This is a genomic window from Cardiobacteriaceae bacterium TAE3-ERU3 (assembly GCA_019218315.1).
Classification (GTDB): domain Bacteria; phylum Pseudomonadota; class Gammaproteobacteria; order Cardiobacteriales; family Cardiobacteriaceae; genus JAHUUI01.
The window spans coordinates 431,300-449,514 of sequence record JAHUUI010000001.1 but is presented as its reverse complement, the minus strand read 5'-3'; the positions used below and the strand labels follow the sequence as shown (position 1 = coordinate 449,514).

Sequence of the window (18,215 nt, the reverse complement as noted above, 5' to 3'; positions counted from 1 at the left end):
AACGATGGTTTATTTGGCCGGAAGCTCTTCATCAAGCTGCTTCATGATGTTTTCCATCGCTTGAACACCACCTACCGCGATATAAATATCAGCTGGGTTTAGATAGATCACATTGCCATTTTTCCATGCGTTGGTTTGCGCAACGACCTCATTGTCGAGCACCGATTTGGCGTTTTCGAGGTCATCCTTACCGATTGCCGCAGCGCGGTCGATCACGATCAGCCAATCAGGATTTTCTTCGGCAATGTATTCGAATGAGATACCTTCAGAGCCACCGTGGACATTTGGCGCGCGCTCGGCTTCAACGAGATCAAAGCCAAGATCTTTCTCTAACCAGCCGCCGCGAGAATCGGGGCCGTAAAGTGAGATTTTAGGGCCACTCACCAGCAGCATCAGCGCTTTACCAGTACCTTCGGTCTTGGCTTTAACTGCATCGCGCAGGCCGTTGAGGCGCTCTTTGATCGCCGCTGCTTCGTCTTCCTTACCGAAGACTTTGCCGAGGTCATCAAGGCGGGTCAATGCCTGATTGTAGAGGTCTTCGCTGGCGATGGTAAGATCAGCTGTGGGCGCAACTTGTCCGACAGCATCGTATTGTTTGGCTGAGCGACCAGCAACAACAACCCAGTCTGGCTGTAAAGCTGCAAGTGCTTCAATATTTGGCTCAAACAATGTACCGACTTCTTCCGCATCACCTTTCTCAAGGTAATCGACAAACAATTTGTTAGGCACACCGGCAACTTCTACGCCAAGTGCGTCTAGCGTATCAAGTACACCAATGTCGTAAGTTACCACTTTTTGTGGGTTCTCCGGTGCATCGATGGTGCCGCGTGCGGATTCAATATCAACCGCAAATGCAGAAACAGGTAGGGTTAAAGCACAAAGGGCTGCAAGGATCGTTTTTTTCATAAACTTCTCCAATTGAATTGATTAAGGCGAACATCTTAATGCAAAGCGTTATCATATTGGTACGTGTTTACAATAACGTAATTGATCACGGCTAGATCAAAAAAGCCATCGAGATGAGAAAGCAAAAATCACATCAAGATTTTGATTTAAAAAATAAAACTTGTTTTGAGAAGTGCTTAAGCGCGATGGTAAGGTAAGTTGTTGTTGATTGACCATGCGCGGTAAAGGGCTTCCGCGACGACGATACGCACCAGTGGGTGCGGCAACGTCAGCTTGCCGAGAGACCAGCTTTCATTGGCGCGTGCCTTCATTTCCGGGCTTAGCCCTTCCGGCCCGCCGATAATCAGCACCATCTTGCGTGTATTTTCCTGCCAGAACCGCAGTCGGTCAGCAAGTGATTCGCTGGTGTGGATTTTGCCCGGAATATCGAGGGTGACGACATAAGCATCGTCATCAATCGCCTTCATCACCTGCTCACTTTCTTTAGCCCGTGCGCTGGCAAGCTGACTGGCTTTGCCGCGTTTTTGCAACGGAATTTCAGTGAGTGAGAGCGTGACGTCAGCTTGTAGTCGCTGGCGATATTCTTCAAAGCCTTCGTTAACCCAGCTTGGCATTTTTTGCCCTATGGCGATTAGTTCGATGTGCATATCAATGTTGAATTAATAGGGTATATATGTACCAAAGCCGTAAAGCGCAGGGCCTGTATGGCAAGCGATTACTGGTGAAGGAGGTAAGCTGATTACCTCATGATCCGGAAAAGTGTCACTTACTGTTTGTTCAAAATCTTCACCTGCTTTATCAAGAGAGCGCATGACGTAGATTTGTGCTTTACGCGGACCAATAAATTGCTTCACCTGATTAATAATACGTGATTGTGCACTCGTCAGTTTACGGACTTTATCTACGGGAGTGATTGTGCCGCTGCTGTCGAAGTACATGATTGGCTTGATATTAAATAACCGGCCAATCATTCCTTTTGTAGGCGACAGGCGGCCGTTTTTTATCAGGTAGTCCAGCTTGCCGACAGTGAAATAGACTCTGCTATGCGAACGCAGATATTCAAGCTGCGCAATAACAGCTGCAAGTGGAATACCCTTGCTCATTTGCTTTTCTGCTTCAAGTGCGAGCATCGCCTGACCGTAGAGTGTTGTACGTGAGTCAAATACCTCAATGTGAATACGGTCGCGGTATTGCTGTGCAATGCGTAATGCACGCTGGTATGTCTCACTGATTCTGGAAGACAAGGTAATTAAGATGGCTTTTTTGATGCCACGTTTTACCCATCCTTCATAAAGCAGAACAATATCTTTGGTTTCAGGTGGTGATGAATAAGGTAATTCCTCAGGATATTTGATCATCCAGCGGATAAAATCTTCAGAGCTGATGTCAATAACATCACGAAGTCGTTTGCCATGCATATGCAAATATAGAGGTAGCGTTTCGATATTGTGCTCAACCTGAACGAAATCCAGGCAGCTTGTTGAATCAGCAGCGACAATCCAGTCTTTCATTGTATTTCTATCCAAAGATTATCCATAATATGGACAGTACACCTAAACAAATTAATTATGTACATTAACATAAAATCAGTATAACAAACGTTGGTATAGTCTCTTTGTTCTTCAAATTGTCTCCAAGCCGCTATTTCCGTAGTGGCTTGCTATAAAGCCACGAGTACCTTAAACATCAATTTAAGGTATTGCGTTTTTATTTCACCGCTTCAAGCGCTGCGTTAGAATAGTCCTTTTACTCGGGTTCAAGGAGCAAACATGTCAGTTAAAAAAGTCGTACTCGCCTATTCTGGTGGCCTGGATACCTCGGTTATCCTCAAGTGGTTGCAAGATAAATATCAGTGCGAAGTCGTCACCTTTACCGCAGATATCGGCCAAGGTGAAGAAGTCGAGCAAGCGCGTACTAAAGCGCAAGCGCTTGGCGTCAAGGAAATCTATATTGAAGACCTGACAGAAGAATTTGCTCGCGACTATATTTTCCCAATGTTCCGCGCCAATACCATCTATGAAGGTGAATACTTACTCGGCACGTCTATTGCCCGTCCGCTGATCACCAAGCGTTTGGTTGAAATCGCCAAAGAGACCGGTGCGGACGCGATTGCTCACGGTGCGACTGGTAAAGGCAACGACCAAGTGCGCTTTGAGCTTGGTGCTTATGCGCTGCTGCCAGAAGTTAAAGTGATTGCACCATGGCGTGAGTGGGATCTGCTCAGCCGCGAGAAGCTGCTCAAATATGCAGCTGAACATGGTATCGATATTACCGCGAAAAAAGGTAAAGCACCTTATTCGATGGATGCTAACTTGCTGCACATTTCCTATGAAGGCAATGAACTGGAAGACACCGACACCGCACCGGGTGAAGATATGTGGCTGCGCAGCGTTTCTCCTCAGCAAGCACCGGATGAAGTAACTGAAATTACCCTGACCTACGAAAAAGGTGATCCGGTCGCGCTCAACGGCAAGCGCCTCGCACCTCATGAGATGCTCGCCGAGCTGAACCGCCTTGGTGGTGAGAACGGTATTGGTCGCATCGATATCGTTGAGAACCGCTACGTGGGTATGAAGAGCCGCGGCTGCTATGAAACGCCCGGCGGCACGATCATGCTCAAAGCACACCGCGCGATTGAATCAATCACGCTTGACCGCGAAGTTGCGCACCTTAAAGATGAATTGATGCCGAAATACGCTGAAATGATCTATAACGGCTATTGGTGGGCGCCTGAGCGCAAGCTGCTGCAAGGCCTGATTGACCAAAGTCAGGAAAGCGTCAATGGTGAAGTGCGCCTGTCATTGTATAAAGGCAACGTCACTGTGCTTGGTCGCAGCTCAAAAGATACCTTGTTTGATAATGCTATCGCCAGCTTCGATGATGAAGCAGCGTATGACCATAAAGACGCAGCAGGCTTTATCAAACTCAACGCATTGCGCCTGAGAATTGGTGCCGCGAAGGGGCGAGATAATGGCTAACAGCAAAGAACGTACTGTTTTCGTCAATGGGGAATTTGTTCCCGAAAGCGAAGCAAAAATTTCTATTTTTGACCGTGGCTTCCTGATGGGGGACGCGGTCTACGAAGTGAGTGCAGTGATCGGCGGAAAAATGCTCGACAACGAAGCGCACTTGCAGCGCCTTGCGCGTTCGCTCGGCCAGCTGAACATGCCTATGCCGATGTCAGCAGAAGAGATCGTCAGCATTCAAGAAGCACTAATCATTGATAACAAGCTGGATGAAGGTGTTATTTATCTGCAAGTTACGCGTGGCAGTGCGGCTGATCGCGATTTTGTCTTTGATCCGGATATGCGCCAGAACGTCGTTATGTTCACCCAGCAGAAGACATTACTGGCTGATCCTAAGGTACAAAAAGGCTTACGCGTAATGACCATGCACGACATCCGCTGGCAACGCCGCGACATCAAGACCACACAACTGCTCGCGCAATCTCTGGCAAAAATGATTGCGCTTGATGCCGGCCATGATGATGCGTGGATGGTTGATGACCAAGGCTATATTACTGAGGGTAGCTCAAATAACGTCTGGATCATCAAGGGTGATCGTGTATTCACTCGCCCGTTGGATTACGACATCCTGCATGGCATCACCCGCCGTACACTCATTGAGGTTCTGGGTGACCATGGCCTGACCTTGGTTGAACGCGCATTTACGCCGAAAGAAGCACTGTGCGCGGATGAGGCCTTTGCGACTTCTGCTGGTGCGTTGATTATGCCGGTCGTCGCTATTGATGGTCATGCTATTGGCAGTGGTAAACCTGGCCGGAAAAGCCTCGCACTGCGCGAAGCCTATCTCGAACGTGTCCGCGGTCGCTAATAGTAGTGATAGTGCTGGCATTAATGCTGGCGCAGGCAAAACAGTGCGCTTTTACGTCCTGCCCGAAGGGGCGGACGTAAAGCAGCGCCTGCAACTGACTTGTACCTTGGTTGAAAAAGCCGCACAGGAAAATCTGCGTACCCTGATTCTTTGCGCAGATGATGATATGGCGGCTGCCCTTGATGAGCTACTGTGGTCGTTTAAGCCGGAAAGCTTTATTCCACACAGCTTACTTGATGATGAGATGGCAAAATACGCCAATATCTGGCTCGCCGTACCGCCTGCGCGCGTCAATGAAGCAGATGTGATCATCAATCTCAGCCTTGATCCGACCCCCGACATCCCGCGCAGCTGTAATCGCATTTTTGAAATCGTGACCCAACACAGCGATATCCTGAACGCCACACGCAAGCGCTTTGCGGCTTACCGCCAGCGCGGCCATGAGCCACAGACGCACAAGCTGTAGTTAATTGGCGTTGTTACTATTATCTTGCCGGTTGCTCTGTTCGTTAATCACGACAGGCAAAACCGTCATGACCATCCACATGCCGATCAGTATCTCAGACATCACCAGTAATTTAGCGAGCATCGACATCGGATAATAATGTCCGTAGCCAACCGTTGAAATGGTGATCAGGCTAAAGTACATGGCGTCAAACAACTCCAGTGGCTCATTAAAGCTGCTGCTATCGGTAACCCCTAGAAAATAATAAACAAAGCCAAAATAAATGATCAAGTTTATAAAAATGATCAACTCGATTTTAACGAAATTGAATAAATTATCATGATAGTTCATGTAGCGTTTGAACTCGGTGATCAAGCGCACATAGATATAAAGGATCAGCGCAGAATATACCGCCATAATATGCGACATATACGGCATATCAAATAATGCAAAAATATAGAATAAGAAAGGTAGTGATACGAACATCGTAATGACGCCGCGAGCCAACTTACTGCGCTCTTTCCCTTGCGGGGGAGCACAATAGTTGACGAAGCGTTCGGTCAGCGTTTCAACCTTTAAATTTTGCTGTAATGAACTGATGTGGTGATCAGTGAGAACTTTTTTTGGTGACATCAACGCATCCTTGTATTTTATTTAACCAGTGATAGCCGTGCTTTATTACTTAGACGTGGGTAGTGAGCCCACGTGTATGCCATGCATACTTTATTTATCCATGACCTAAATTTAATCATATCCTCAGGATGCTTACAAATCAGAAAAATTGAAGATTTTCCGCCTGTGAATGAATGTCAAACGGATGTAATTATGGTAAAACATCCGTTTGGTTGACAGGGGATACCCATGCAACGACGCACATTTATCAGGCAGGCTGGCATTGGCGCCGCCGCTCTAAGTAGTGGGCTTGGCACCGGCCTTACAGGGTGCAGCACGATGCGCAGATTACCCGAGCACATCAGCAATATTGGCCATGTACCGAATATCATCGTCGGCAGTGGCTACGGTGGGGCAGTTTCCGCATTGCGCCTCACTGAGCAGGGGCACAAAGTGCTGATGCTGGAAATGGGCATGCGCTGGGATCGCAGCCCCGATCACGATACCTTTTGCAGCATGATTGGCGCGGACAAGCGCTCTAGTTGGTTCCGCAATTTTCCCAATGCGCCAATTACCATTCCCAAGCCGATTTCTCGCTATCCCGGCGTGCTCGACCTGATTGAATACGATGAGATGAAAGTCTTTGCCGGTCGCGCTTACGGTGGCGGCTCGATCGTCAATGGCGCGATTGCCATTACCCCGCGCCGCTCTCATTTTGAAACGGTTTTCCCGTGGATTGATGCCGCAGAAATGTACGACACCTACTTTCCGCTCGCGCTGCGCGAATTGCGCGTTAGCCAGATTCCCGAAGCGTTTTTCAACGACAGTAAATACTACGAATTCACCCGTGCCGCCGAGCGTCAGGCGCATAAAGCGGGGCTGAAAACCGAGTTTTTTGGCAACAGCTACGATTTCGACTACATGCAGCGCGAAGCCAAGGGCGAAGTGTACGCCTCGGCATTGGGCGGGGAAGTGATTTATGGCAACAATGCGGGCAAGTTTTCCCTCGATCAAACCTACCTGAAAAAAGCCGAACAAACCGGCAATTTGCAATTGAAAACCTTGCGCCAGGTTGCGTCTGTGCATCAGCTTGAAGACGGCAAAATCGGGCTGGAAGTGCACGAACTCAATACCGACGGAGACGTCGTCACCCGCGAACGCTACACTTGCGACAAGTTGTTCCTCAACGCGGGCAGTACCGGTACTTCAGAGCTGCTGCTCAAGAGCAAGGCCAAAGGGCATTTACCTCAGCTCAATGATGAGATCGGCCAACACTGGGGGCCAAACGGCAACATCATGACCGGGCGCAATTTTGTCCACGCTGCCGGTGCTAACCAATCGACGATTCCGGTTAAGGGCATCAACATGTGGGATGGCGATTTCGAGCAGAAAATCTTTGCTGAAATTGCCCCGTTACCGCTCGGCATTGAAACGTGGACAACGCTGTTCCTAGCCATTACCGACAACCCCGAGCGTGCGCACTATTACTACGATAAAGTTTCGGATAGCGTCAAGCTGAGCTGGAAGCGCGAGCAGAATGATTACTCAGTGCGAGGTGCGAAAGAATTGCTTGCCCGCCTCAAGGAAAGCAACGGCGGTACGCGCGCGCGGTTGCTGTTCAACAACGGTTTCGGCGATGATTTTTGCTACCACCCACTCGGTGGCTGCGTGCTCGGCAAAGCGACAGATGAAGTAGGGCGAGTGCATGGTCACGAAAATATTTATGTGCAGGACGGTGCGCTGATTCCCGGTAGTGCGGGTGTTAATCCATATGTGTTCATCACTGGCCTTGCCGAGCGCAATATGGCGCGTATCGTGCGCGAAGATTTTTCCTGATATTGCAAGGTCAGTAATATCAGGCGTATCCTGTTACACAGTATCGGAATATATGTATATTCAACGATAAACAGGAGAGATAACATGGCAAAAACCATCGCAGATTTATTGGTCGAAGTACTGGCAGATGCGGGTGTCAAGCGCGTGTGGGGCATCACTGGCGATAGCCTGAACGGCATCAACGACAGCCTGCGCCGTAACGGCAAAATTGATTTTATGCACGTCCGCCACGAAGAAGGCGGTGCGTTTGCTGCGGGTGCGGAAGCCGCGATTACCGGCGAACTGGCGGTATGTGCGGGCAGTTGCGGCCCCGGCAACCTGCACCTGATTAACGGCCTGTTCGATTGTCAGCGCAACAATGTACCGGTACTGGCGATTGCCTCGCACATTCCGTCGTCGGAAATCGGGCTTGGTTATTTTCAGGAAACCCATCCCGAGGAACTGTTCCGCGAATGCAGTGATTTCTGCGAGCTGGTCTCGAATCCTGCGCAGATGCCGGAAATCCTGTTCCGCGCCCTGAATACTGCGGTCGGCAAGCGTGGCGTCGCGGTGCTGGTCATCCCCGGTGACGTGTCGATGCTCGAAGCGCCAGAAGGCGCATCAACCCACTGGACGCCGCCGCGCAAGCCCAATCTGATTGCGCACCAGGACGACATCAAAAGCCTTGCAGAATTGCTCAACAAAAGCACTAAAGTTACCATCTTTGCCGGTAGCGGCTGCGCCGGTGCGCACGATGAAGTCATTGCGCTGGCGGAAAGGCTCAAAGCACCGATTGTGCACGCCCTGCGCGGCAAAGAATTTATTGAATGGGATAACCCTTACGACGTTGGCATGACTGGCTTGATTGGCTTTTCATCCGGTTACCATGCGATGGAAAACAGCGACACGCTGCTGATGCTCGGCACGGATTTCCCGTATCGCGCGTTCTACCCCAAAAAAGCGACCACTATTCAGGTCGACATTAATCCCGGTGCATTGGGTAAGCGTACGGCGCTGGACTTGGGCATCGTTGGCGACGTCAAAGAGACCTGCAAAGCGGTATTGCCTTTGATTGACGACATCCGACGCGAACATTTCCTCAAGTCTGCCGTGCGTCATTATCAGGAAGCGCGCAAAGACCTCGATCACCTCGCCAAGCCGACCAAAGCCGGAGAACCGCTGCACCCGCAATACGTCGCCTCGCGCATCAGTGAACTGGCTGCCGACGATGCCATTTTTACTGCTGATGTCGGTACGCCAACGGTATGGGCGGCGCGTTACCTGAAAATGAACGGCAAGCGTCGCCTGCTTGGCTCGTTCAACCACGGCTCGATGGCCAACGCGATGGTGCAGGCAATGGGCGCACAGAGTGTAGACCGCAAGCGCCAGGTCGTGTCGTTATCTGGTGACGGCGGCTTTGCCATGCTGATGGGCGATTTACTCACCCTGCGCCAGATGAACTTGCCGGTTAAAGTAGTTATCTTCAACAACAGCGTACTCGGCTTTGTCGCACTGGAAATGAAAGCGGCAGGACTGCTCGACAGCGCCACCGACCTTGAAAACCCCGACTTCGCCGCCATCGCCGAGGCCGCCGGTATCAAGGGCATTCGCGTCACCGACTCGGACAAACTCGACGGCGCATTGCACGATGCCTTTGCTCATGACGGGCCGGTCATCCTCGACGTGCATACCGCCACCCAAGAGCTGATTATGCCGCCAAAAATCAAAATGGAGCAGGTCAAGGGCTTCAGCCTGTTCATGCTCAAAGCGATCATGAACGGGCGTGGTGATGAAATCAAAGAGTTGATTAAAACCAATCTTTAAGATCTGAAATGATGCCGCCCATAGCCTCTTAGGCTATGGGCGGCTTTTTATAGTAGAACTCCAGAAAAACGGTTACAGAACATAAAAACAAGGCATTGTTCTTGTTTTATTTTTTGGTCACTCTGTGACCGTTTTTCTGGAATTAGACTGTATTGCCGGACAGAAAGGCGTGGCGACACATATCGGGTCTTGTGTTACAGTTTCCGTATCATTTCAATAAGGGATCACATGATGAAATCACGCGCTGCAGTGGCTTTTGAAGCCGGAAAACCATTGGAAGTTGTCGAAATCGACGTCGAAGATCCAAAAGCAGGTGAGGTGATGGTGCGCATGACCCACACTGCATTGTGCCACACTGATGCCTACACCTTGTCCGGGCAAGATCCTGAGGGATTATTTCCGGCCGTACTCGGGCACGAGGGCGCAGGCGTGGTCGAAAAAGTTGGCGAGGGCGTGACCAGCGTCAAGCCCGGCGACCACGTTATCCCGCTTTACACCGCCGAATGCGGCAAGTGCAAATTCTGTACTTCGGGCAAAACCAACCTCTGCTCATCCGTGCGCGAAACGCAGGGCAAAGGTGTGATGCCCGATGGTACATCGCGCTTTTCCTATCAGGGCAAGCCGCTTTATCACTATATGGGCACATCCACATTCAGCGAATACACCGTAGTCTCGGAATACTCGCTGGCGAAGATCGACGAGGCTGCCAATCCGGAAAAAGTCTGCTTGCTCGGCTGCGGCGTCACTACTGGCCTCGGTGCGGTGAAAAACGCGGCTAAGGTTAGCGAAGGCGATACGGTTGCGGTATTTGGCTTGGGTGCGATCGGGCTGGCCGTGGTGCAAGGTGCGGTGAAAGCCGGTGCGAAACGCATCATCGCCATCGATTTGAATCCGGAAAAATTTGCTCTTGCCAAAGAACTTGGTGCTACCGATTGTGTTAACCCTAACGACTACGAGCGCCCGATTCAGGAAGTGATTGTCGAGATGACTGACGGCGGCGTGGATTACAGCTTTGAGTGTATTGGTAACGTCAACGTGATGCGCGCTGCGCTGGAATGCTGCCACAAAGGCTGGGGCGAGAGTGTGATTATCGGCGTCGCCGGTGCGGGGCAGGAAATCAGCACCCGTCCGTTCCAGCTCGTTACCGGTCGTGTGTGGCGCGGTACCGCATTTGGCGGTGTGAAAGGGCGCAGTGAACTGCCGGGCATGGTCGAAGAAGTGATGCGCGGTGAATTGCCACTCGACCATTTCATCACCCACACCATGCCATTCGAGGACATCAATACCGCATTCGAGTTGCTGGAGAAGGGTGAGTCTATCCGCACCGTGATGAATTATTGAGGAATAGCACATGAAACAAACCGAAAACTGGCGCTGCTTCGGTGGTGAACAGCGTATTTACCAGCACCGCAGCGACGTACTCGATTGCGACATGAACTTTGCCGTTTACCTGCCGCCGCAAGCGCTTGATGGTGAAGATTGTCCGGTGCTTTATTGGCTATCCGGCCTGACCTGCACCGAGCGCAACTTCATCGAAAAAGCCGGTGCGCAGCACTATGCAGCCGAACACGGCATCATCCTCGTTGCACCCGATACCAGCCCGCGCGGTGAGAATGTCCCCGATGATGACGCTTACGACCTTGGGCAAGGCGCAGGCTTTTACGTCAACGCCACGCAAGCGCCGTGGGCGGCACACTACCGCATGTACGATTACATCACCGAAGAACTGCCCGCGCTGATCGACCAGCATTTTCCGGTCAACGGCAAGCAAAGCATCAGTGGGCATTCAATGGGCGGCCACGGTGCATTGATGATTGCGCTAAACAATCCGCACACCTTTGCCAGCGTGTCGGCATTTGCGCCGATCGTTGCGCCGTCACAAGTGCCATGGGGTGAAAAAGCGTTCACCGCCTATTTAGGCGATGACCGCGATGCGTGGTTGGCTTACGACAGCAACGCGCTGATTGCCAATGCTGAAGAACGCCTGCCACTGCTGATCGAGCAGGGCGAAGCGGATAATTTCCTGCACGATGGCCAGCTCAAGCCGGAAGTGCTTGAAGCCACCTGCCGCGAATACGATCATCCGTTGACCCTGAACCGCCGCAAAGGCTACGATCACAGCTACTACTTTATTGCCAGCTTTATCGGCCAGCACATTGCCTTTCACGCACATGCGTTAAATGCAGCCGATTAACGATAGCGATCATGTTCATTATTTGGAAAAGCCGGCAGATTTCTGTAGGCTTTTCTTTTTGAGGTGTATTTTTCGTGAACCTTTTTACTATTGTACTGTATGAAGTTTGAAGGTGTTTGGCTATATAAGTGCGGATATACGAAAGTATAATTTAATATTAAAATTTATGATTTATTATTTGGGGAGTTCAAATTTAAGTATGGCATTCAAAGCAATCGTAAACTCTGTCTTTTCATTACGGCCATCCTCATCTAATTCTGTACTCAAGTCTTTAATTAGATTTTCCAAGCCGTATTGTTCAATAATTTCATCAATCTTATTTTTATTAATGATATGTTGTTCCTGATCACGCCCTGCTAGTGACACTGTATAAATCAGTAAAAGCATTAATTGCTCAATAGGTAACGAAAACTCTTTTTTACATGCCTGATATGCTCCATGCCATTCTTCTCCATCTTTTACCCATCTATGGATCTTTCCGTCATGAAATCTTTTTGTACTACAAGCAAACCCTTCCAGTAAAAAAGCATCTCTTATGTATAAAAAATTCTTTCTTTGGTTCATTTTTACTTTCCAGTTTTAAATAATTATTCTATTTCTTGATTGTTTAAAACCAATTTTAAATCTGATAAAAATTCTTCTCTCTCTTCACTTGTAAAATCTGAAATCATTTTCTGCAAGTCATTTTCATCCAAGAAAGATTTAATCTTTTTCATGAAAAAATCATGTGCGACCTGTCCTTTTGCACAATTCGTAATTAATGATATTACATAAAACATAAAGTATTCTATTGGGCAATCAAAATTTGTTTCCCAATCATAGTAGGCATAACCCCACTCATCTTCATTTTCTTTCCACTCTTGAATAAAATTATCTCTACTACTAAATTTCGGGTCTGAAAGATTGTCTCTATAAGCAAACTTATGATCTAAAATATTTTCATAAGCACTATGCAGATACCATATTTTTATATCCTGGTATTTGATTCTTTCGCACATCATTTGCTCCTGTATTTGGTTTTAAAACACCACCATTGTTGTGTATCACGCATATTTCAATATTAGGATAGGTATTTTGAAACTGTTTGATCACACCAAGACAACTTAAATATACCTTGCGTTCGGTGAAAATCGTTATTTTGCCAGTTACTTGGTTATTATTACTATGGTCATCAGCTAAATTAGAACGTATTTTATATTCCGAGTATGAATTTTGAAGGCGTTTGGCTATAAACTACGGTAACGTACTTTCTACCGTCGTGTCATAGACATAAACCACGCTTCCGGCATCCGCTGGCGGGTTATTGCGCTGATAGCGCTGGACGCGGATCACGTCTGCCACGCCGTCGTGGTGTTCATAGCCTTCGATTGGTGTGTGCAATACCGTCCAATCTGCATCTTCCCTAATTTTCACGCCTTGTTCGTTGTAATGTACTTCACGCACCTGCAAGCAATCGTGCTGCATTGTGCCGATGGTACAGGGTACTGTTTGTGGGGCAACGGCAAAAAATAGTGTTTCGCCTTTGCCGTACAGTGATTCGGGCGTTGCTTGACCGCGTAAAACCAGCACTGCTTTGTCATTTTTCAAGGTCAGTAGTGGTTGAACTCCAGTCACTACAGTCATTTCGTGTGCACCTTGAATATAATCAGTGACCAGCTTGTCGAGTTGCGCCACTACTGGATCAGCACATGCCACCATTGTGGTGTGTAGTTGCCCAATGAGCAGCTCGCCTTTATCCAGATTATATTGGCCACCAATGTCATTACAGGTATTTTCTATGTTGACGCTGTTGTCGTGGAAAGATAGTGTCAGCGGTTTATCCAACTGCACAAAAAATCCGTTAATACGCTGCCCGTTTATGCTGGCGCTGTTTAATATCCATTGATAATTCTTTAGCGACTCAGTTGTATCGCTTTGCAGTGAGCCATTGCTCATACAGGCGGTAAGAGATGTCAGAGCGAGTGCAGTGAGCATGATTCTATGTGCTTTCATTGTTTTTCCGGTGAATTAATCAAGGTTGTAGATAAGCATGATTATGGCATCTGATTTTGATCGGGCAATCAGTGGTAAAGCACATTTTATGCACAATACAAACGCAGTAGGTTATTTAAATGTTATTTCTATTTGGGTACAGTCAAAAAATGGGTTAGCATCCTGTCTATGGAGATGAATGTTCAGTCATTGTTTTAATCTACAAATGAATTGCTGGGCTTCCATAACTAAAAATGGTGGCTTGCCCTTTAAAGCAAGACCACTAAAACACCTAAATACGAAGGAACAATCATGACCAAAATCGTCAATTCATGGAACGACTTTGACCCGCTCAAGCACGTCATCGTCGGTCGTGCTGACCACAGCTGTATTCCTCCAGAAGAGCCTGCAACATCGGAAAAAGTCCCGCTCGATAGCCCGATGCGCGGTATGTGGGGACCACGCCCGCTGGAAACAGTCGAAAAAGCCAACGCCCAATTAGACAATTTGGTCAAAATCCTTACCGAGCGCGGGATCACAGTTGATCGCCCCGAGCCACTGCAATGGAATCAGCCGGTTATTACCCCTGACTTCCGCACTGATTCAATGATGACCTGCATGCCGCCACGCGATACATTGCTGACCATCGGTAGTGAAATCATCGAAGCGGCAATGTCGTTCCGTTGCCGTTATTGGGAATACCTTGCGTTTCGTCCGTTGCTGTCGCGCTATTTTGACGAAGATCCTGAGTTTATCTGGTCGCAAGCACCACGCCCTCGCTTGACCAACGCTTCGTACAAGCACAACTACTACGATGAGCGCATCTCGCTCGAAGACCGCCTCGTGCGCACCGCAAACAAGGATTTCGTCACCACTGAAGAAGAAATCCTCTTTGATGCGGCTGACGTCATGCGCATGGGTAAAGACCTGTTCATCCAGCATGGCCTGACCACCAACCGCAAAGCGATGGAATGGTTCAAGCGTAAATATCCAAACATGCGTGTCCACGCGGTCAACTTCCCTGGCGATCCGTACCCAATTCATATCGACGCGACCTTTGTCCCATTGCGCCCTGGCTTGATTATCAACAATCCGGTACGTCCGCTGCCTAAAGAACAACGCGCTATCTTCGAGCGCAATGACTGGCAAATCGTCGATGCAGCTCAGCCTGCGCATGACACACCACCACCACTTTGCTATAGCTCAGTATGGCTGTCGATGAATTGCCTTGTTCTCGATCACAAAACAGTCGTTGTTGAAGCGAGTGAAGTACATCAAATGGAGCAAATGGATAAGCTCGGCATGAACGTTATCCCTGTCCCATTCCGCGATGCGTACGCCTTCGGCGGCGGTATCCACTGCGCTACAGCAGATGTCTACCGTGAAGGCACTTGTGAGGACTATTTCCCAAATCAGGATTTTGATGACCCAACAAGAGTGTAAACAATAAACTACATAATCTAAGTATGCGAATGATTACTTTATACGGCATCAGTAATTGCGATACTGTACGTAAAGTGCGCCGATTTTTAGAGCAAAATGAAGTGACTTACGATTTTGTTGATGTACGTGAGGAGATGCCTAGTGAAGCTCGGCTATCCTCATGGTTGGCAAAATTTGGTGAGGCGTTGGTTAACAAGCGTTCAACAACTTACCGCGAGCATAAAGCGGTAATACTCGAAGCACTGGCGCAGGGTAATGAAGCTGTTATTGCAGTGCTGCGTGAATACCCGACGCTGATTAAGCGGCCGGTGATAGAGATTGCAGGTGAACCGGCATTACTCGGCTGGCAAGAAGATAAGCTGACGTCATTAATTTAGCACTGAACTTGGGCATGATCAGCATAGGCGAATGGCTTTGCCATTCGCCTATGCTGACAAGTATCATCTCCCACTATCTAGCTTACTGGCATTTTTCCGGTAAAAAGTGTGGTTCGACGATGCTGTCAAGCCATTGCCACGGTAAGACGAGTTCAGGATCGCCATAGATACCCGGCAGGATATCGTAAGCCTGATATTGCAAATGTAGTCCATCGGATGCGAGATTGAAATACGGGCTAAGATCTTCCCACCCCAGACGTGGGTAGCCAAAATCGGGGTCATCACTGTCAGGTTGTTCTGCGAGCAGGTAGCGAAACAGGGCGTCTTCAATCAGACGCTCAATCTCGCTGCGCTTTTCCGGGATGATTAACATGTCCGTAGTGATTTGTTGATCGCCATTAAAGACAAACAGCCAACTTTGAGAGCCTGTCGATGCGCCACCGGAGTAAAAATTGATACTGACGTCGTATTGCTCCAGTCCGCAATATGTGGGCTGCTGCCCAATGGCAAGATTAATATTGGCTGCGGAATAAGAAGTGCTGTTGTCGCGGATGTATTGATCGATAGCAGGATAATAGTCGCTGTCATTCGGAATACCGTCAGCACTGTCAGTACGCGCTGCAAGTTCGGGGCTGATGTATTCATTGATGGCAGTATTGACGATGCGGTTTGCGGTTTTGTTGGTACTGTTGAGGTATTCGACATGAATGTACTCATTGTCCGGGCAGTAAAGTGCTTCTCCATCTGTAGGCTCTTCACATGGCGGTGGAGGCTCGGGTAATGGTTTGGTGATAACCGGTGCTTTGGTCAATTCTGTGCCAGCGATGGATGTGGTAGCGGTAAATATCGCCATAAGCAGGGAGATTTTACGTTTCATAATGTCGTTCCGTTATGGGGTTTATCAGTATTTGCTATTGACGTGCCGGCATAGGCGGTATTTTGCCGGTGCCGCTTGTAAGGCGTTCGCAAGGAATCGAGGCGAGTCTAAAGGTCAGGTCGGGGCCGTGTCCGTACCCGTCATCGTTGCTGCCGACCGGAGGCTGGGTGCCATTATTGAAGCCGTAGTTGTGGCCTTCACTGGAATAGTGATATGGCAGCTTGTAGCGCAGTAGCATGGCTTGCCGTGCCTGTTCGTCGCTACCCTCTTCTTGTGGTGGGATAAGGAAGCATTGTGTCGCCGGTTGTGCCTCGATAACAATATCGCTTTTTTGAGTGGTGTGCGGCTCATCGGCACCGTCGAGACCTTGTACATACACCGGGCCACTAAAGCGCGTATCGAAACGGATTGTGCCGTCAGTATCGGGGCGCATCACGACGTAGGGGTATTCTGGCGGTGCTTCCGGTAAATCTTCGCCAAAGTCTTTGAAAAATTCATCCAGTGCTGCATCGGAGAGCAGTTGCCACTCGCGCACGGGTTCCTGATTGCCAACGGCTTTGATAATGACGGTGACTGCGTTGCTCAGCGGAGCAGGGTGGCTGTGCTCGTCTGCAATATCGGCATTTGGCAGCCCGCCAAAAATATGGCGCTCTCGTGCCGTCACCGGTTGCAGACTCGGCTCAAAGCACAGTGAGCCAAGCGGATAGCGTTGGTCATTACAATCGCGGCGCTTGAGCTGAACGACGTTGAGATAAGCCTTGGTGCCATCGCTTTGCCGTGTACTGACCACGGTTGCGGCTTTGGTGCGATAGCGACCGACAGAGTAAGTATCGTGATATGGTGCAGTGACTTTCCAACCTGTCGGGAAGTAATAGGTTTGACCTTCGAAGCTAACGCTGCAATAAGGTGTCGCCTGACACCAGCTGCCAATGGCTGTTGGATTGGGGGGCGCCCGGGGTGCGGCTAAGGCTGGTGGTGTGGATGTTGCAACTGGTTGTGCGTCACCAGCTTCACGGCAGTCTAGGTAATGCGAGGCAACCCATCCGGTGCGCTGGCGTGCCTGATCGGAAACCAGACACCATTCGGTATTACCGTTGTATTGGCAGTTGAATTGTTCAAGCCCATCCTCATTTGCGGCAAAAGTACCGATGACCGAACTGCTCATGCCGATACCATTGCGGATATTCAAGGTGTCATCGGCTGCCACACCACTGACGCGGCAAATTTGCGTAGCATGTGCTGATACACAGGCAAGCAAGGTAATGCTCAGTACAGTACGGTTGCATAAATACAATAGTGAAGAATGCGTGCTTGTGGTCATGGTTTCTATCCGCGTTCAGGAATTTGTGCTTAGATATATATACGGGATAAAGTAAATATAGCAGATATAACCCCATACTCTAGAAACAAAGTTTAGTGAAATCATACAGTAGCATTCATCTAAAATAGATAAATAGCGCCACTAAAAAGTTTATTAAGGCAATAATTTGTCTGTTATCACAAACAAAGAAAATACTATATTTATTCTTAACTTCACGAGGGACTATTAAACATAGTGCCAGCGGAAGCCCGTCCTTGCTTGGTTAAAACCATTCCTGAAAGAGAAAACTATGAGATATCGAAGAATATGCTGGAGGGAGGATAAAGGGGCTGATAATGAAGATTCGGATTGGATAACGGGACCGAATAACGGAATTACCCTAGCCGAGGCAAGATATAACTATCTGAAGGATAGCTTATATAATCCAGAGCGGAAGGACTTGATGAAAAAGAAAGCAGAAGAAGGACAATATCTTCGCGGCAGAGTTTTTGAGATTATCGATGATGAGTGGTTAATAGAGAAAGGTACAAATTGGCAAGCAAAAATGGCCGATATAGGCAAATAATTTTAAATTACAGGTAGCGCATGCTGTACTC

General features: G+C 48.8%; 20 protein-coding genes. 10 read left to right on the top strand and 10 right to left on the bottom strand.

Features of this window, described 5'->3' with window-relative positions; all coding sequences use genetic code 11:
* Positions 1–9: 9 nt before the first annotated feature.
* The 3 genes from KRX19_02080 to KRX19_02070 form a co-directional block, all read right to left on the bottom strand.
* Entirely contained in the window at positions 10–906 is an 897-nt protein-coding gene (locus tag KRX19_02080) for a siderophore ABC transporter substrate-binding protein (protein ID MBV7433800.1), read from the bottom strand.
* A gap of 176 nt (positions 907–1,082) precedes the next feature.
* On the bottom strand, positions 1,083–1,553 hold the full coding sequence (rlmH, locus tag KRX19_02075) for a 23S rRNA (pseudouridine(1915)-N(3))-methyltransferase RlmH (GenBank protein MBV7433799.1): 471 nt from the start codon (positions 1,551–1,553) through the stop codon (positions 1,083–1,085).
* Positions 1,554–1,565: 12 nt separating this feature from the next.
* The gene (locus tag KRX19_02070) at positions 1,566–2,417 is read right to left on the bottom strand and encodes a DegV family protein (GenBank protein MBV7433798.1); all 852 of its coding nucleotides are present in this window, start codon (positions 2,415–2,417) and stop codon (positions 1,566–1,568) included.
* A 258-nt stretch (positions 2,418–2,675) separates the two neighbouring features.
* Between KRX19_02070 and KRX19_02065 the strand changes: the two genes are divergently transcribed.
* Genes KRX19_02065 through KRX19_02055 form a run of 3 tightly spaced genes read left to right on the top strand, consistent with a single transcriptional unit; the run spans position 2,676 to position 5,206 of the window.
* Entirely contained in the window at positions 2,676–3,884 is a 1,209-nt protein-coding gene (locus KRX19_02065) for an argininosuccinate synthase (GenBank protein MBV7433797.1), read from the top strand.
* Positions 3,877–4,740: a D-amino-acid transaminase gene (locus KRX19_02060; protein MBV7433796.1), complete on the top strand. Its 864-nt coding sequence runs from the start codon at positions 3,877–3,879 to the stop codon at positions 4,738–4,740. The genes KRX19_02065 and KRX19_02060 overlap by 8 nt, the downstream gene beginning before the upstream one ends.
* Complete coding sequence (locus KRX19_02055; GenBank protein MBV7433795.1) at positions 4,661–5,206, top strand: DNA polymerase III subunit chi; 546 nt, start codon at positions 4,661–4,663, stop codon at positions 5,204–5,206. The genes KRX19_02060 and KRX19_02055 overlap by 80 nt, the downstream gene beginning before the upstream one ends.
* Here KRX19_02055 and KRX19_02050 read toward each other — a convergent pair whose 3' ends face one another.
* Positions 5,207–5,818 carry a potassium channel family protein gene (locus KRX19_02050; GenBank protein MBV7433794.1) on the bottom strand — a complete coding sequence of 204 codons (612 nt, stop codon included), beginning with the start codon at positions 5,816–5,818 and terminating at the stop codon, positions 5,207–5,209.
* A gap of 228 nt (positions 5,819–6,046) precedes the next feature.
* Here KRX19_02050 and KRX19_02045 point away from each other — a divergent pair, with 228 nt between their 5' ends.
* The 4 genes from KRX19_02045 to fghA all read left to right on the top strand — a co-directional run bounded on the left by KRX19_02045 (position 6,047) and on the right by fghA (position 11,630).
* Entirely contained in the window at positions 6,047–7,633 is a 1,587-nt protein-coding gene (locus KRX19_02045; protein MBV7433793.1) for a GMC family oxidoreductase N-terminal domain-containing protein, read from the top strand.
* 84 nt (positions 7,634–7,717) lie between these two features.
* The gene (gene poxB, locus KRX19_02040; GenBank protein ID MBV7433792.1) at positions 7,718–9,436 is read left to right on the top strand and encodes a ubiquinone-dependent pyruvate dehydrogenase; all 1,719 of its coding nucleotides are present in this window, start codon (positions 7,718–7,720) and stop codon (positions 9,434–9,436) included.
* A 231-nt stretch (positions 9,437–9,667) separates the two neighbouring features.
* Positions 9,668–10,777: an S-(hydroxymethyl)glutathione dehydrogenase/class III alcohol dehydrogenase gene (locus tag KRX19_02035; protein ID MBV7433791.1), complete on the top strand. Its 1,110-nt coding sequence runs from the start codon at positions 9,668–9,670 to the stop codon at positions 10,775–10,777.
* 10 nt (positions 10,778–10,787) lie between these two features.
* Positions 10,788–11,630, top strand: a complete 843-nt coding sequence (gene fghA, locus KRX19_02030) for an S-formylglutathione hydrolase (protein MBV7433790.1) — start codon at positions 10,788–10,790, stop codon at positions 11,628–11,630.
* Positions 11,631–11,804: 174 nt separating this feature from the next.
* Here fghA and KRX19_02025 read toward each other — a convergent pair whose 3' ends face one another.
* From KRX19_02025 to KRX19_02010, 4 genes are read right to left on the bottom strand one after another with little or no spacing between them, the layout of a single operon-like run.
* Positions 11,805–12,194, bottom strand: a complete 390-nt coding sequence (locus tag KRX19_02025; protein MBV7433789.1) for a hypothetical protein — start codon at positions 12,192–12,194, stop codon at positions 11,805–11,807.
* A gap of 23 nt (positions 12,195–12,217) precedes the next feature.
* Entirely contained in the window at positions 12,218–12,631 is a 414-nt protein-coding gene (locus KRX19_02020; GenBank protein ID MBV7433788.1) for a hypothetical protein, read from the bottom strand.
* Complete coding sequence (locus KRX19_02015) at positions 12,579–12,860, bottom strand: hypothetical protein (protein MBV7433787.1); 282 nt, start codon at positions 12,858–12,860, stop codon at positions 12,579–12,581. Before KRX19_02015 ends, KRX19_02020 begins: the two co-directional genes overlap by 53 nt.
* Before the next feature lie 3 nt (positions 12,861–12,863).
* Positions 12,864–13,622: an META and DUF4377 domain-containing protein gene (locus KRX19_02010; GenBank protein MBV7433786.1), complete on the bottom strand. Its 759-nt coding sequence runs from the start codon at positions 13,620–13,622 to the stop codon at positions 12,864–12,866.
* 288 nt (positions 13,623–13,910) lie between these two features.
* On the opposite strand from KRX19_02010, the gene KRX19_02005 reads away from it, so the two are divergent.
* On the top strand, positions 13,911–15,044 hold the full coding sequence (locus tag KRX19_02005; GenBank protein ID MBV7433785.1) for a serine/threonine protein kinase: 1,134 nt from the start codon (positions 13,911–13,913) through the stop codon (positions 15,042–15,044).
* A 29-nt stretch (positions 15,045–15,073) separates the two neighbouring features.
* Complete coding sequence (locus tag KRX19_02000) at positions 15,074–15,421, top strand: Spx/MgsR family RNA polymerase-binding regulatory protein (protein MBV7433784.1); 348 nt, start codon at positions 15,074–15,076, stop codon at positions 15,419–15,421.
* 82 nt (positions 15,422–15,503) lie between these two features.
* Here KRX19_02000 and KRX19_01995 read toward each other — a convergent pair whose 3' ends face one another.
* Together KRX19_01995 and KRX19_01990 are read right to left on the bottom strand one after the other, a co-directional pair.
* Entirely contained in the window at positions 15,504–16,298 is a 795-nt protein-coding gene (locus KRX19_01995; protein ID MBV7433783.1) for an RsiV family protein, read from the bottom strand.
* Positions 16,299–16,332: 34 nt separating this feature from the next.
* The gene (locus tag KRX19_01990) at positions 16,333–17,619 is read right to left on the bottom strand and encodes an SH3 domain-containing protein (GenBank protein ID MBV7433782.1); all 1,287 of its coding nucleotides are present in this window, start codon (positions 17,617–17,619) and stop codon (positions 16,333–16,335) included.
* Positions 17,620–17,908: 289 nt separating this feature from the next.
* Between KRX19_01990 and KRX19_01985 the strand changes: the two genes are divergently transcribed.
* The gene (locus tag KRX19_01985) at positions 17,909–18,184 is read left to right on the top strand and encodes a hypothetical protein (protein ID MBV7433781.1); all 276 of its coding nucleotides are present in this window, start codon (positions 17,909–17,911) and stop codon (positions 18,182–18,184) included.
* Positions 18,185–18,215: the final 31 nt, after the last annotated feature.